At 72.5% G+C, this 15,345-nt stretch carries 13 protein-coding genes; 2 read left to right on the top strand and 11 right to left on the bottom strand.

Annotated features, from left to right (window positions below; translation table 11 throughout):
• The first annotated feature begins 2 nt into the window (after nucleotides 1-2).
• Entirely contained in the window at nucleotides 3-1,163 is a 1,161-nt protein-coding gene (locus VGD70_RS34295; protein WP_331088859.1) for a hypothetical protein, read from the top strand.
• On the top strand, nucleotides 1,160-2,185 hold the full coding sequence (locus VGD70_RS34290; RefSeq protein WP_331088857.1) for a LacI family DNA-binding transcriptional regulator: 1,026 nt from the start codon (nucleotides 1,160-1,162) through the stop codon (nucleotides 2,183-2,185). The genes VGD70_RS34295 and VGD70_RS34290 overlap by 4 nt, the downstream gene beginning before the upstream one ends.
• Here VGD70_RS34290 and VGD70_RS34285 read toward each other — a convergent pair.
• The 11 genes from VGD70_RS34285 to VGD70_RS34235 all read right to left on the bottom strand — a co-directional run bounded on the left by VGD70_RS34285 (nucleotide 2,182) and on the right by VGD70_RS34235 (nucleotide 14,893).
• Nucleotides 2,182-2,313, bottom strand: a complete 132-nt coding sequence (locus tag VGD70_RS34285) for a hypothetical protein (protein WP_331088855.1) — start codon at nucleotides 2,311-2,313, stop codon at nucleotides 2,182-2,184. The two genes, VGD70_RS34290 and VGD70_RS34285, sit on opposite strands and share 4 nt — an antisense overlap.
• Nucleotides 2,310-4,733 carry an alpha-mannosidase gene (locus tag VGD70_RS34280; RefSeq protein WP_331088853.1) on the bottom strand — a complete coding sequence of 808 codons (2,424 nt, stop codon included), beginning with the start codon at nucleotides 4,731-4,733 and terminating at the stop codon, nucleotides 2,310-2,312. The genes VGD70_RS34285 and VGD70_RS34280 overlap by 4 nt, the downstream gene beginning before the upstream one ends.
• 160 nt (nucleotides 4,734-4,893) lie before the next feature.
• Entirely contained in the window at nucleotides 4,894-5,793 is a 900-nt protein-coding gene (locus VGD70_RS34275) for a carbohydrate ABC transporter permease (protein WP_331088851.1), read from the bottom strand.
• Complete coding sequence (locus tag VGD70_RS34270) at nucleotides 5,793-6,743, bottom strand: sugar ABC transporter permease (RefSeq protein ID WP_331088849.1); 951 nt, start codon at nucleotides 6,741-6,743, stop codon at nucleotides 5,793-5,795. Before VGD70_RS34270 ends, VGD70_RS34275 begins: the two co-directional genes overlap by 1 nt.
• On the bottom strand, nucleotides 6,740-8,092 hold the full coding sequence (locus VGD70_RS34265) for an extracellular solute-binding protein (protein ID WP_331088847.1): 1,353 nt from the start codon (nucleotides 8,090-8,092) through the stop codon (nucleotides 6,740-6,742). Before VGD70_RS34265 ends, VGD70_RS34270 begins: the two co-directional genes overlap by 4 nt.
• A 76-nt stretch (nucleotides 8,093-8,168) precedes the next feature.
• Complete coding sequence (locus VGD70_RS34260) at nucleotides 8,169-9,860, bottom strand: hypothetical protein (protein ID WP_331088845.1); 1,692 nt, start codon at nucleotides 9,858-9,860, stop codon at nucleotides 8,169-8,171.
• Nucleotides 9,857-11,680: an MBL fold metallo-hydrolase gene (locus tag VGD70_RS34255; protein ID WP_331088843.1), complete on the bottom strand. Its 1,824-nt coding sequence runs from the start codon at nucleotides 11,678-11,680 to the stop codon at nucleotides 9,857-9,859. The genes VGD70_RS34260 and VGD70_RS34255 overlap by 4 nt, the downstream gene beginning before the upstream one ends.
• Before the next feature lie 81 nt (nucleotides 11,681-11,761).
• Nucleotides 11,762-12,175, bottom strand: a complete 414-nt coding sequence (locus tag VGD70_RS34250) for a PGPGW domain-containing protein (RefSeq protein ID WP_331088841.1) — start codon at nucleotides 12,173-12,175, stop codon at nucleotides 11,762-11,764.
• Nucleotides 12,176-12,245: 70 nt separating this feature from the next.
• Complete coding sequence (locus VGD70_RS34245; protein ID WP_331088839.1) at nucleotides 12,246-12,515, bottom strand: amphi-Trp domain-containing protein; 270 nt, start codon at nucleotides 12,513-12,515, stop codon at nucleotides 12,246-12,248.
• A 26-nt stretch (nucleotides 12,516-12,541) separates the two neighbouring features.
• Entirely contained in the window at nucleotides 12,542-13,102 is a 561-nt protein-coding gene (locus VGD70_RS34240; RefSeq protein ID WP_331088837.1) for a dihydrofolate reductase family protein, read from the bottom strand.
• A 129-nt stretch (nucleotides 13,103-13,231) separates the two neighbouring features.
• Entirely contained in the window at nucleotides 13,232-14,893 is a 1,662-nt protein-coding gene (locus tag VGD70_RS34235; RefSeq protein ID WP_331088835.1) for a heme peroxidase family protein, read from the bottom strand.
• Nucleotides 14,894-15,345: the final 452 nt, after the last annotated feature.

Genomic DNA, 15,345 nt, shown 5'->3' with positions numbered 1-15,345 from the left:
GGGTGACGGCTCGAGGCGACGGCCCGCGGGGGCTCGCCGGTGCCGATGTCGGGACCACCACCTGCGAGGTCGGCGGGTACACGCTCGACGGCGAGGTCCTCGCGCGGCGGCGGGTCGCGCCGGCGGGCGGCGGCGACCGCCGCGCCGAGGGGGACGCGCGCCGGCTCGCCGGGCGGGCGATCGGCCGGCCGGCCCCGCCCCCGCGTAGCGCGGTCCTGCCCCGCGACGATGTCCTTGCCGAACAGTACGAACCCAGCTACCGGGACTTCCTGTCCCGCGCTCAGGAGGCCGCAGTGACCGACCTGGCCCACCTGTCCCGGCCCGCCGGCGGCCTGGCCATGGTTGCGATGGACCAGCGGGAGAGCCTCCGCACGATGCTGGCCGAGCACACCTCGGGACCGGTGCCCGACGCCGACCTGGTGGCCTTCAAGGTCGCGGTCGCCGGCGCGCTCGGGCCGCACGCCAGCGGCTTCCTCATCGACCGGACGTTCGGCTTCGACCGGGTGGTCGACGAGCGGCTGCTGCCGCGGACCTGCGGCCTCATCCTCGCCGCGGACTCGCTGGTCCACCCGCCGGGCGGCGGGCCGGTCGAGACCACCCGCATCGACGACGGCGTGCACCCGGCGAACGCGCGGGACCGGGGCGCCGCCGCGTTGAAGCTGCTCGTGCTCTGGCGCCGCGACGGCAGCCGGGACGCGCGGCTCGCCATGGCGGCGGAGTTCGTGCGCCGCTGCGCCGACGCGGGCCTGGTGTCCATCCTCGAAGGGGTGGCCCGGCCGGGTCCCGACGACGACTTCGACAGCCTGCTGCTGGAGGCGGCCACCGAACTGGGCGCGCTGCGCCCGTCGCTCTACAAGGCGCAGGTGCCCCGGCACGGCCACGGCGACCCCGTCGAGGTCGGCCGGCTCTGCGAGCAGGTCACCGCGGCCGTGCCGGTCCCCTGGGTGGTGCTGTCCCAGGGCGTGTCGGTCGCGGACTTCCCCGCCGCCGTGACGGTGGCGTGCCGGGCCGGCGCGTCGGGATTCCTTGCCGGGCGGGCGATCTGGAGCGACACGCTGGCCGACCCGGCGTCGCTGCTGCGCACGCGGTCGGTCGACCGGCTCCGCAGGCTCGGCGACGTCGTCGACAGCACCGCGCGGCCCTGGCGGGAGGCCGCGGCGTGACGGCGACCAGCGGCACGCCGCGGCGCACGACCATCGGCGACGTCGCCAAGGCGGCGGGTGTCTCGCCGTCCACCGCCTCACGGGCGCTCACCGGGCACGGCTACGCGGCGGCCAACGTCAAGACCCGGGTGCTCGCCGCCGCCGAGCGGCTCGGCTACGTGCCCGACGACATCGCGCGCAGCCTCAAGCGCCGCACCTCGCGGCTCGTGGGCGTGCTGATCTCCGACCTGCGCAACCAGTTCTACGCCGACCTCGCCGCGGGCATCGAGCAGACCCTCGGCGCGGCCGGCTACCAGATGGTCCTGGTCAACGACGACGGCGACACCGACCGCGAGCTCGCCGGCGTGCGCACCCTGCTGGCCATGCGGGTGCCGGGCACGATCATCACCCCGCTCTCGGCCGCCGCCGGGGCGCTGCTGACCGAGCAGGGTGTCCGGGTGGTCGAGGTCGACCGGCAGATGGCCGAGAGCCAATGCGACGCGGTGCTCGTGGACTCCGAGCTCGGCGCCATGGAGGGCACCCGGCACCTGCTCGGGCTCGGCCACCGCAGGATCGGCTTCCTCGTCGACGAGCTGGAGTGGACCACCGGCGTCGGCCGGCTCGACGGGTACCGCAAGGCCCTGCGGGACGGCAAGGTCCGCTACGACGGCGACCTCGTCGCGCGGGTGGGTTTCGGCGGCGGCAACGCGGCGGCGGCGACCGCGGCGCTGCTCGACCGGCACCCCGACGTGACTGCGATCTTCGCGGCGAACAACCTGATGGCCGAGGGAGTGTGGCAGGAGCTGCAACGGCGCAAGCTGCGGGTGCCGCGGGACATCTCGCTGGTGGCGTTCGACGACCAGCCGTGGATGACGATGGTGGAGCCCGCGGTCAGCGCGGTGAGCCAGCCCGTGGTGCGCCTGGGCGCGACGGCCGCGGAGCTCATGCTGGCCCGGCTCACCGGCGAGCTGACCGGCGAGCCGCGCACCGTGTGGCTGGAACCCTCCTTCGTCCGCCGCGGCTCGACCCGCGCGCCGGCCTAGACGTCCGCGACACAGGTGCCGTCGAGCCGGACCGCGAACCGCCCGCCGGGCAGGGCGGTGACCGCGGGGACGACCGTCAGGCAGCCCGGCTGTCCGGAAAGGACGGTGACGGCGAAGGGCGGCGTCACGCCGGCCACTCGATCAGGTCGGTCTCCTCGACCGGTGTCTCCGGGTCGCGCGGCACCTTGAACGTCTTGATCTCGGCCGGACCGAAGCTCGCGGTCACCGTCCGGCCGAGCACCTCGATCGTCGCCTCGCTCGCCTTGCCGGTGGTCTCGTAGGCCCGCACGATCATCGCGTCGTCGCCGTCCTCGGCCATCTTCAGCACCGCCGGCAGCACCGCGTCGCCGTCGACCGACATGAACGACCGGGCCTGCGGCAGGTCACCGTCGTGATAGGACTCGAGCAGCGGGAAGGCCGGCTGGTTCAGCTCGGCCGCGAGCCGCACCACCCGCGCGTCGCGCCAGTCCCCCGCGTGCGGCACCAGCCGCACCGTGAACTCCTGCCGGCCCTGGTCCTGGTAGCTGTAGAGCTCGTCCGGGTCCAGCTCCTTCGGCTCGTGCCAGGCGTAGACCGGGCTGCGAGCCGCGGTGATCCCGATGTCACCGCCGAGCACGTCGTGGCCGTACTTGCCGTCGTTGAGCACCGCGAGCCCGGCCCGCCGGCCGCCGGGCAGCGCGCCGGACACGTCGACCCACGCCTGCGCGGTCTCCTCGCTGCCGTCGGCGGGCCGGGTGAGGTGGCCGTAGGGGATCTCGAACGTGGCGTCCGTGTCGGTGAGCGCGGTCGGGAACCGGAGCTTGAGCAGCTTCTGCCTCTCGTGCCAGTCCAGCGTCACCCGCACCTCGACGTGCCGGTCGCGCGCGCCGAGCACGTACTCCTCGGTGAGCGTGGACGCGCCGTACTCGCTGACCACCCGCAGCACCGCCCGCACCGGCCCGCTCTCCACCAGCCGGACCGACCGCACGGCGAACACCCCGGCGACCTTGTCGTAGGCCCGCACCCGGTGCCCCCACGTGTCCGAGGCGTCGTCGATCACGACCGCGTGCGGGCCCGGGCCCGCAACGTCCACATCGGACACCTTGGCCCGCAGGCGGCGTACCCAGCCGGTGGCCGGGTCCAGCTCGATCGCGACGAAGTCGTTCTCCAGCACCGTGTCCGTCGCGCGAACACCCGGCTCGCCGGCCTCCTCGGCCGGGTAGATCCGGTACACCCGGTAACCCAGCGGCGGCACGTCGGCGGCGACGGCCAGCCTGCGGCGCCCGCCGTTCACCGTCGCCTTCGACCGGGTGCGCTGCACGGCGACCGGGTTGCCCCCGTCGTCGACCACCCGCGCACCGGCCGCGGCGAAGCCGCCGAACTCGAGCTCGACGTCGGCCACGAGCCGCCACGGGTGCGGGTTCACCACCACCAGCGGGGTCATGTCCGGCTCGGCCGGGATGTCGATCCGGCGGGTCAGCGACTGCACCGCGCGGTTGAACGCCGCGCCCGCGAGCGACCCGGCGTGCCCGTACTGGTCGCGGCTGTCCTCGTAGGCCGGCTCGATCGCGGCGCCGCCGAGGGTGTCGTGGAACTGGTTGAACAGCACCTGCCGCCACGCCTGGCCCAGCCGCGCGTACGGGTAGGCCACCTCGCCCAGCACACACGCGACCGCGGCCCACTTCTCCGCGCGGGCGAGCAGGTTCTCCGCCCGCCGGTTCCACCGCTTGACCCCCGAGTGCGCCGAGTAGCAGCCGACCGCGTGGTGCTGCAGCTCGCCCGCGTGCACCGGGATCCGCTCGCCGCCGGCGACCAGGCGGTCGAAGTAGTCCCGCGGCGAACCGCAGCGCAGCCTCGGCAGCCCGTCCGCCGCGTCGAGCCTGCGGATGCTGTCCAGGTTCGCCTTGGTCGGCCCGCCGCCGTGGTTGCCGACGCCGTAGAACACCATCAGCTCGGGCGCGTCCGGCGGCAGCTGTGCGAGCGACTTGTCCACCTGGTAGCCGAGATCCTGCCCGGAGCTGCCGTACTCGTGCGGGATCCGGTAGGTCAGGACCCGCGAGCCGTCCGGCGACTCCCACCAGAAGTACGGCCCCGGCAGCGTCAGCTCGTGCGGGCCCGGGCGCATGAAGACGTAGGAGTCCATTCCGGACTTGCGCAGCAGCTGCGGCAGGGAGGCGTTGTGCCCGAAGGGGTCGACGTTGCAGCCCACGGTGACCGTGACGTCGAACTTCTCCCGCAGGTAGCGCTGGGCGTACAAGGCCTGCCGGACGAAGGACTCCCCGCTGGGCAGGTTGCAGTCCGGCTCGATCCACCAGCCGCCCACGAGCTGCCAGCGGCCCTCGGCGATCCGCTTGCCGATGGCGTCGAACAGGTCCGGGTCGTGCTCCTCGACCCAGGCCAGGTACTGCACCGAGTCGCAGGTGAACACGAACTCGGGGTACTCGGCCATCCGGTCGATGGCCGAGGCGAAGGTGGCCCGCACCTCCTGGTAGCCCTCCGGCCACTGCCACAGCCACACCGGGTCGATGTGCGCGTTCCCGATCATGTGCAGCGTCCGCTGCTCCGGCATGTCGCTCCCTACCCTCGCCCGCCGCCCACGCGTCGACCTGCTCGCTGAGCGCTCGTCACCCGAGACCCTCTCCCACGAGGCGACGCCGGGCGACCACGGCCGCGCGCTCCACCCTGACCGCACGCCCGCCCGGGGTCCAGTGCCAGCACGGCCCGAGCGGTCATCCCTTGCGCCCCTGCGTCGCGATGCCGTGGACGAAATGGCGCTGTGCCAGGAAGAACACGAGCACCATCGGCAGGGTCGTGAGCACGCTGCCGGCCAGCACGATCTCCCACTGCTGCTCGCCGCTCTGGCCGAACTGGTCGGAGATCGCCTTGAGCCCGCGCGGCATGGTGAACAGCTCCGGGTCGCGCAGGTAGATCAGCGGCTTGAGCAGGTCCGACCAGCTCGCCTTGAGCTCGAACACGAACGTGACGATCAGCGCGGGCCTGCACAGCGGCACCGCGATCCGCCAGAACAGCGTCCAGTAGCTCGCGCCGTCGATCCGGGCCGCCTCGAACATGTCCCGCGGCAGCCCGAGGAAGAACTGGCGCAGCAGGAAGATGTAGAACGCGCTGCCGAACAGGTTGGCCGCCCACAGCGGCACCTGGGTGGTGGCGAGGCCCGCGGTGTTCCAGATCAGGTAGACCGGGATCATGGTGACCGCGGTCGGCAGCATCATCGTCGCCAGCACGAGTCCGAACAGCACGTTGCGGCCAGGGAAGCGGAAGTAGGCGAAGCCGAACGCGACGAGGGCGCTGGACACGGTCACCGCGGCCGCGGCCGCGAGCGCCACCACGACGCTGTTGAACAACCACGTCAGCACGGGTGCGACCTGCCAGATGCTGACGAAGTTGCCCCACGCGAAGGTCCGCGGGAACAACGCGTTGTCGAACACCTGGGAGCGCGGCTTGAGCGACGCGCTGAGCAGCCACAGGAACGGGTACAGGAACAGCACCGAGGCCGCGGTGAGCCCGGCCCAGAACGGGAGCCGCCGCCACCCGCGGCGCCGCCGGCCGGGCGGCGCGGTGGACCCGGCCGCCCGGACGTCCTCCGGCGGGGCGAGCGTCGGCGTGGCCATCAGCGTTCGCCGCCCTCGTAGTAGACGAACCGCCGCGAGAGCCGGACCTGGACCAGCGTGACGACCATGATCACCAGGAACAGCAGCCAGGCCATCGCCGAGGCGTATCCCATGTGGAGGAACTGGAACGCCTGCTGGAACAGGTAGACCACGTAGAACAGCGCCGCGTCGCTCGAGTAGCTCGCCGACGCCGCGCTGCCGTAGAAGGCGGTGTAGGCCTCGTCGAAGGACTGGAACGCGTCGATGGTCTGCACGATCAGGGTGAAGAACAGCGCGCCGCTGATCATCGGGAGGGTGACGTTGCGGAACCGCTGCCAGGGCGAGGCCCCGTCGATGTCCGCGGCCTCGTAGAGCTCCTGCGGCACGTTGTTCAGCGCCGCCAGGTAGATGATCACCGTGCCGCCGACCGACCACAGGTGCATCAACGCCAGGCCTGGCTTCACCCACGGGCCATCGGTGCTCCACTGTGGACCGTCGATGCCGACGAGCCCGAGCGCGGAGTTCACCAGCCCGACCTGGCCGTTGAACAGCATCAGGAACAGCACGCCGATGGCCACCTTGGGGGTGACCTCGGGCAGGTAGTACAGCGTGCGGAAGATCCCCGCCGAGCGGCGGCCGACCTTGGACAGCATCATCGCGAGCCACAGCGAGACGATCATCGTGGCCGGCACCGACAGCACCGCGTAGATCAACGTGTTGGTCAGCGCGGTCCGCAGCTTCGGGTCGGTCAGCACCTGCTCGTAGTTGCGCCAGCCGACGTTGCCGGTCTCGCGCAGCCCGTCGTAGTCGGTGAACGACAGGAAGAGGCTGATGACCATCGGGCCGGCCGTGAGCGCGAGGAAGCCGAAGAGCCACGGGGACAGGAAGCCGAAGGCCGCCAACGTCTCCCGCTTGTCGTACCCGCGACCCCGGCGCTTCGGCCGGGGTCGCGGATCCGCTGTCGTCGTCACCTCCCAGCCGCGTTGTCGAGCGCCTGCTGGGCTTCGGTCTGCGCCTGGGCCAGCGCGTCGGCCGGGGACTGCTTGCCGGACAGCACCCGGTTCACCGCGTCCTGCCACGCCGTGCGGAACTCCGAGCCGGCGGGCGAGGCCGGGGTCGAGAACGCGGAGTCCTGCGCGGCCAGCACGCCCTTGACGGCCTTGTCGTACACGGGGTAGTCGGCGAGCGACACGATCTCACCGAAGATCTTCTCGTCGGCCTTCTGGTTGCCGGTGTAGACGCCGGAGAACGGCTTGTGCTCGGAGTCGCGCTTGTCCTTGCGGGCCTGCGCCGCCGCGATCCACGACGCGGAGTCGGTCATCGTCTTGATCCACTTGCAGGCCTGGTCCTTGTGCTTGCTCTCCGCCGGGATCGCCCACGCGCTGCCCGTCGCCCAGTCGACCGGCTTGCCCTGCTCGTCGGTGAACGGCGCGACCGTGAACGCGACCTTCGGCGAGGTGTCGGCGAGGACGTTGAGGTACCAGTCCTCCATCGGGAACGCGGCGAGCTGGTCGGCGGCGAACGGGTTCTTCTCGCCGAAGAAGTCGAACGAGTCGCGGAAGGACTTGACCGCGCCCCAGCCACCCTGGGCGTTGATCAGGCTCATCGTGTACTCGAGCGCGGCGACGAGCTTCGGGTCGTCGAGGTTGGCGGTCTTGCCGTCGGCGCTGAGCATGTCGACGCTGTTGGCCTTCGCCCACATCGGCAGGAACTCCGGGATCTTCGGGTCGAAGCCGATGCGGGCGAGGTTCTTGCCGTTCTTCTCGGTCAGCTTGGCGGTGGCACCGGCGAGCCCGCCGCGGTTGCCCGGGTCGATCGCGTCCGGGCTCATCCCGGCGCTCCGCAGCGAGGCGTCGTTGATCATCAGGACCCGGTTGTCGTAGAACTCGGGCAGCCCGTAGAGCTTGCCGTCGAGCGTGATCTCCGCCAGCGCGGGCGCGCGGTACTGGCCGAGGTCGATCCGCTCCTTCTCGACGCAGCTCCCGAGCGGGTCGATCGTGCCGCGGGCGGCGTAGGTGCCCAGCAGCTGGCGGTCCATGTAGACCAGGTCCGGCGGCGTGTGCGAGGCGACCGCGGACAGGAACTGCTGCGGGTCGAACGCGTTGCCGCCGATCTTGGCCTTCGAGGGCGCGATCGCCTTGTCGGCCAGGTCGACCCTGGTCGAGGCGATCTCGTCGCCGACGCCGAAGCCCATGGTGGTAAGCGTGACCTTGCCGTCGGAGGCTCCCGCGTCGCCACCCCCGCCGACGCCACCACAGCCGGACAACAGGAGTGCGGCGGTCGCGACGACGGCCAGCGATCGCGGGAAACGGGCAGACATCCGGCTTTCCTCCGCGTCATCGAGGGGGAACGGCACTGTGTGTGGCAACGATCCCACATGCGATCGTTGCCACAAACTAGGACGCCGACCGGGCCCCGTCAAGGGTCCGCAGCCCGTGGGCCCGGCGGTACTCCGCCCACACCCGGGCGACCTCGGCCAGGTCCGCGGGCCGCAGCGGCTCACCGCTGAGGTCGACGTGGGTCGCGTAGTACAGCGCCGGCACCCCGAGTGAGGGCTGGACGCGCAGGTAGGCCGCCCACTCCGCCCGGTCGGGCAGGCACCAGCCGTCGCTGTCGACCGGCATGCCGGGACACGACGCCGCGACGACCGAGTGCCGGTAGCGCATGTGCGGCACCACCGGCCCGGCCGGGTCGATCGCGTCCAGCATCCGGATGTCGTTGAGCCGGATCATGTCGGTGACGTCGGTGAACGCCGGGTTGGGTGTGTGGGTGACGATCAGCGCGTCGGGCTTGAGCCGCTTGGCCGTCTCGTACACGAGCCCGAGCAGCCGGTGCAGGAGCGCGGCTCCCCACGACGGCCCGGCGTGCCGCAGGGCCGTGCCGCTCGGGGTGCGGGCGAGGAAGTCGACCTTGAGGCCGTCCGCGTCCAGCGCGCCGATCATGTGCTCGACGGCGTCCACGACGGTCCGCCGGCCGAGCGGGTGCTCGGGGTCGAGGGCGACCGGGGTGCCGTCCGGCAGGCGCACGCACGCCTCGGCGGGCGCGCCGTCGGGATCCCATGCCTTCCACCACAGGAGAACCCGCTGGCCACGGGCGTGCCGGTCGGCGATCCAGCCGGCGAGGTCGGGCCACTTGGCCTCGTCCGGCCGGCTGGTGGCGTAGCGCTCGGCCCACTTGTCGTCGACCACCACGGTCCCGGGCACGACGCCGTGCCGGGCGAGGTGGCCGAGGAACCCGTCGTAGTGGGCCTGGGTGGCGAAGTCCTTCGTGGACCCGCCGGTGCGCAGGGCGAGGTGGTGCTGGGCACCCCAGCCGCAGAACATGGGCTGGCGCCAGTGTTCCGGCAGGTCCGTCCTGGCCGACGGCGCGAGCCCGCGCTCGACAAGCAGGTCCCGGTGGGCCCGCAGCGCCGCCGGCGGGTCGGGGTGTCCGAACTGGACGGTCAGGGCGGGGGTGTCGAACTCGCCGTCGACCCGCGTGTGGCCCTCGTAGTCCAGCCGGATCGAGAAGCCGTCGGTGCCGCCGGTGTAGTGCATCGTGGTGAAGGTCTGCGCGGCGATCGGCGCGACGAGCCCCAGCGCCGCCCACTCCCCGTCGTCGCGGGTCACCGCGATACACCACGGCGCGGGCGCGAACAGCCACCGGCCGACGCCGGGCTCGGCGCCGTCGCCGACCACGCCGAGCACCACGGGCTCGGCCGCGGGGCGCAGGATCCGGCTGGGATGGTCGGGGTTGGGCGAGAACACCGTGCGCAGCGCCGAGCCGCTCGGCAGGAACCCGCCGGGTGGGCGGTGGCCGCCGAGCAGGTGGGCGCCGAGCAGGGTGCCGGTCCCGCGCACGGTCGTCCGCAGCTCGAGGCGGTCCTCGTGGCAGTCGAGGACCGTGGTCCGCTCCAGCCACCGGGAGCTGGCGCAGCGCACCTCGATCCGGCCGCCCTGCCGGGACACCACCGGTACCCCGAGCGTCTCGTCCGGACCGTCCATTGTGTCCAGCGAGGCAAGCAGGCGCAGGCGGAACCACAGCCGGCCGTCGGCGCCGCGGATCTCCGCGACGAGCCGGTCCGGGTCGAGCTCCAGCCGGTAGGTCACCGCACGTCCACGAGTGCCTCGGCCTGCTGGCCGAACCGGCAGCTGCCGACCGTCAGGTCCGCGCCGACCCGCGCCCGCCGCCGGCTCTCCCCCGGCGGCGGGGTGACCTCGAACTCGAACGTCGTGTGGGACAAGCCCGGCACGGTCGTGCCGGCCTCCGGCGGGTCGCACCGCCAGCCGGCCGGCAGGACCAGCCGGACGGCGACCTTCTCCTCGCCGGCGAACGGGTTGCGGGCCTCCACCTCCAGCGTCAGCGGCCGGCCGGCGGCGACCGTGGCCTGGTAGGGCCGGACCCACACGCCGGTCCCCTCCGCGTCGAAGTCCACATCGGACAGCGGGAGCAGCTCGCGGTGCAGCCGGGCGAGCTCGGCGCCCTTGACCTCCAGCAGGTCCAGGTAGTCCGCGTCGACCTCGCGCGGGGTCCAGTGCCCGCTGATCATCAGGTCCGGCGCCAGCTCCCGGTACAACGCCGCGCTGGCCACGAAGTCGTCGATCCGGAACCGGTTCTTGTACTGCAGGTTCAGGATCTCCGCCTCGACCCCCGGCTCCCAGGTGGTGGTCTGCTGGTCGCCGGTCGCCACGACCCGCCTGCCGTCCACCTCGACCGCGATCGCCACCGCGTAGAGCGTGTGGCCCGGCAGCGGATAGGTGGTCAGCTCGTACTCGTGCCACCGCACCGGGCGGCCGGCCTCGAGCACCCGGTCCACCGGGATCGGGTCGTACCACAGGCAGGGCAGGTCGTAGCGGGACGGCACGGCGAGCACGTCGGCGACCGTGCGCTCGGACCAGATCTGGGTGCCCTCGACCTCGCGCAGCAGGTTGAACCCGGCCACGTGGTCGTCGTGGTAGTGCGTGGGTATCGCCACCTCGACCCGGTCGACGCCGAAGTCCCTGCGCAGCGCGGACAGCGACGGCAGCCACGGCCGGCGCGAGGACCGGTCGGAGCCCACCGGCAGCCCGGCGATCATGTCCAGCCCGAAGTCGATGAGCAGCGCGTTGCCGGTGTCGGACAGCAGCGCGTAGCTGGTGGCGAAGCTGGTCCTGTTGCGCAGCAGGTGCGGGGTGAGCACCTCGAACGGGCGGTCGTACTGGTCGCGCGGGTCCCACGGGGTGGCCCGCCGCGAGTCGGCGAAGGCCCGCAGCCGGGACTCGAGCAGGTCGAACGCCGGCCGCGGCTCGGCGATCGGGTCGCCGTGCGCCGGCAGCACCAGGTCCGGTCGCCGCGCCTGCAGCTCGTAGAGCGACAGCACCGTCGCGTACACGCCCTCCACCGCCGAGTAGGACCACTGGGTGGCAGCGAGCGACCAGACCTTGCCCGGCCCGTAGATCAGGTCGCCGGTGAACGCCAGCCGCCGGCCGCCGACGTCGACCAGGTAGGACTCCGAGCCGAGCGTGTGCCCGGGGGTGGGCAGGGTGGTGACGTCGAACCCGCCGAAGCGCCGGGTCCGGTACTCCGGCACCGTCCCGCTGACCGGCACGGGCTCGAGCAGGGAGAACCGGTCCTGCCGCAGGTCGTAGTAGTTGAGGATCTCGCGCCGCTGCCAGTGCGTGTCCACCTGGTCGAACAGCTCCCGCTCGGACGGCGGCACCCAGATCCGCGCGCCGTGCGCCACCGCCCGGGCCAGGCCCTGCACCTGGTCGCGATGGTGGTGGGTGACCAGCACGTCGGTGACCCGGTCGGCGCCGAGCTCGGCGAGATGGTCGAGGATCTCCCCGTCCCCGAAGTCGATCAGCACCGCGTCCCGGTCCCGCACCAGGGCGTAGACGTTGCAGGTGTCGGGGAACACGTAGACCCCGTCGGCAAGCCGGGTAGGACCCACTGCGTTCCCTCCGGTCGGCGTCCGCGGCACGTTGCCACAAGTGGCCGGGAAACGTCCACTTCGGCCGTGAGCCGGCCGGTTCTACGGGCGGGCGTCGTCGCGGCCGGCGTTGACCCGGCGGTAGCTCCAGATCAGCAGGACGAACAGGACGACGCCGGAGAGGATCAGGCTCGACCCGGTGCTCCACCCGCCGAGCGGCAGCTCGGGCACGAGACCCCAGGCCACACCCCCGCCGACGAGCGCCAGCCCGACGCACACGGACCCGGCGATCCGCAACGGCGAGGCCACGCTGTCCTCGGCGGCCTTCATCGCCCGCTCCTGCACGGGGTCGACGTACCGCTCGAGCGCGGGAAACTCGTTGGCGAGGATGAGGAGACCGGCGAGCACCAGCAACAAGCCGGGCCCGGGCAGAACGAGCAACGCGACGCCGACCACGAGGACGACCCCACCGACGACCGCGATGGTCACCCGCTTGAGATGGTTGGTACCAGCCATAGTGATCGCCATTGTCACCCGCGCCGGAGCGTCCCGCGACAAATCGGACGAGCCCGGCGACCGGGCGGCGCTAGACGACCGTCCCGGCGTCCTCGTCGGGGTCGGCGTCGGGGTCGGTGTCGGCGAGGGTCCACTTGAGCTGGAACTCGACCTCCTCCTCGTCGGCACCGCGTTCGTGCTCGATGGAGAACTCCGCGCGGGCCGGGACCCGGACGCGCTCGCCCGCGATCTGGATCCGGAACGCGGTCCCGGACTCCAGGGCGTCCGCGAGGCGCCGTAGCTTCGCCACGACCTCGTCGGTGGGGTACCCGCGCTCGATGTCCCTTGCCGTGCCTGCCACGTGACCTCCGATCGGGAACCTGATGTCTACGCGGGACGGTAGCGCAGCAGCACCACGCCCGAGCGGAACGGGCGGGTCTCCACCAGGCGCAGCCCGCCGACCCCGGTGGCGTCCTCGAACAGCCGCTGTCCCCGGCCCACCACGACCGGGTACACGAACAGCCGGTACTCGTCGACCGACCCGGCCGCGATGAGGGCACGCACCAGCCGCAGGCTGCCCGTCGTCACGATGTCCTTGCCCGGGGCCGACTTCAGGGCCAGGATCTCCTCCGCCAGCGGGCCGCGCAGCACGGTCGTGTTCGCCCACCGCGGGTCGTCGAGGGTGCTGGACACCACGTACTTCGCCACCGTGTCGAGGTAGCCGGCGACGCCGGTCCGGTCGTCGGTCTGCTTCGGCCAGTAGCCGCGCAGCTGCTCGAAGGTCACCCGGCCCACGAGGAAACCGTCCGCCGCCGCCCGGTGCTCGGCGATCGCGGCGATGACGTCGGACTGGTCCACCCCGGCAGCGCCGGCCGGGGCGAACCAGCCCGCGGCCGCGTCGATCACGCCGTCCAGGGTGATGTTCTCGGTGACGATCAGCTCACGCATCAGGACTCCTCCGTCGGCAACCTTCCCGTCGTGTGACGGCCCGCGCCCGCGGAACTCATCGGTGCGGGCGCGCCGACCGCCACCGCCCGGCCCGGGCGTGCCCACCAGGCCGGACGGGCGTACCGGCGGTCAGTCGCCGAGGGGGTTGAGCAGGTCCGCCTTTCCCTCGAAGGCGAACAGGAGCAGGTCGGTCATCCGGAAGGTGTGCTTGTCCGGGCCCAGCGTGGGCCGCCACGACGGCTCGCGGACGACCGACGTGCGGCTGCCCTCCATCGCGCGGTGGAACACCTCCGCGACGACGCGGCCGCCGACCGGGCCGAGGCGGCCGCCGTTGAACTCGCCCTCGCGCAGGACGTAGAACCACAGCGGGGTCGCGGCGGTGACGGCGGACTTCTGCGCGGGGGTGAGCGCGGCCAGGCTCGCGCCCTGGTCGCCGCTCAGGATCTGCTCGGCGGTCAGCGGCTCCACGCGCAGGAGCTTCGCCAGCTGCTGGCCGCTCGCCAGGCGCACCATGTTCGCCCGCGTGAGGTTGCGGAACGCGAGGTTGCGCTGGATGGCCGGGAACTGGGTGCCGCGACCGCCGAACGTGCCGGCCGGCAGCTGCGCCAGCGGGTCGACCATGAGCGTGTCGAGCCGCTTGGTCACGTTGCCGCCGCCCGCCTCGGCCGGCGCGGCGAGGTCCGGCCGGCCCGCCTCGGTGAAGTCGTAGAGCCTGCGGAAGTCCGCGATCCAGTTGGTCGGCAGCGTGTCCACGGTGCCCGAGTTCGGGTCGTCCAGGTCGGGAATCCCCGCGCCCGGCTGGAAGTTGCCGGCCACGCCGGTGAACGTGAACAGCTGCAACAGGGTCGCGATCGCGCCGGGGCCCGTGCTGTTGAACACCCGGTTCCACTGGTACGCGCCGCGGATCAGGCTGTGGCCCAGCCGGTAGGCCGCCACCGCGAACTCGATCGGCATCGTCGGCGGCTGCCCGTGGTGGCCGTGCCCGTGGCCCGGCGCCTCGAAGAACCGGCGGCCGTGGGTGAACACGTCGGTGACGATCGCGGGGTCGACGATCCGCGGGAGGAAGTCGGTACGCAGCATCCACTGGTAGTGCCGCACGACCTGCTCGCGCGCCGCGGTGAACAGCCGGCGCCCGGTCAGGCCCTTGAGCGCGAGCTCCTCGACCACCCGGTTGTGGAAGCGGATGAACGCCAGGTGGGTCTGCGCGACCGCGAGGTTCTCGTCGTTGCGGGCGTCCGGGATGAGCGGCTGCCGGCGGTCCGCGTGGGTGCCGGCGGACCCGCCGACCCGGGGCAGGTCGAAGCCCTCCAGCGCCACGTTCACCCGGTTGTCGGGGAACGTCGTCGCCGAGGTCCGGCCCACCTTGAGCTGTACCCCGTCGGCGGCGTAGAACGCCCGGTCGTGCCGGTCGTCCGGACCGCGGCCGTACACGGAGTCCAGGTCCAGCGCCGGGGACCGGCCCTGCCGCAGCTCGTCGAGGTTCACGTCCTCGCCGAGCAGCGCCGCGGTCCGGTCCATCGTGAGGTCGTGGTCGACGAACTGGCCGAGGTAGGTGAACCCGGCCGGCACCGCCGAGTCCGGCTGGGTGCCCGCGGCGGTGATCGCGGTGGCCAGCGTGGTCCTGGTCTGCTCGTCGAGGAGCACCCCCTCCGGCCCGAGCCGGGAGAACCGGAACCGCCGCAGCTCCTCGTCACTCGACGGCCGGCGGGTCGACGGCGCACCGTGCCCGTCGAACTCGAGCACGCCCTCACCGACGACGAAGAAATCGTCCTGCCCATGCTGCTGTCTCATGTGAACACTCCCCCAGAGTGACCGGCTGTTGGACATAGACCGGCTTATGAATGAAGGAGTTGCGAGGCTCGCGCGAGATACGAACTGAAACACCCGCCGGAGGTGTAACACCGGCGACGCCCTCCGACGATGAGCCAGTTGTCCCCGTGGTGCTGACGGACCCCCGACCTGGCAGCACCACGGGGATCCCTTGCGTTCCGGGGTCGCCAGCCCCGCATCTCGGCCGACCCGCCTGGTGCCGGTCGTCGAGGCGGTCCGCAAGGTCATGGCGGCGTTCGGGATGTAGCGGTCGGAACCCACCGCGACCCGGCCCGGCACGGCACGGGGCGAGCCGGCGGTGCGGGCCGGGCCTAGTCTTGCCAGCGTGGTTGACCGACTAACTACTTCGGGAGCACACATGCGGGACGGGCTGGAGGCTGGAAGCGTCACGGTGACCGGCGCCGGGGGTGACG

This window comes from Actinophytocola sp. (genome assembly GCF_036402745.1).
Taxonomy (GTDB): Bacteria; Actinomycetota; Actinomycetes; order Mycobacteriales; family Pseudonocardiaceae; genus Actinophytocola.
The sequence above is the reverse complement of the archived record's forward strand: the minus strand, read 5'-3'. Positions and strand labels throughout refer to the sequence as shown.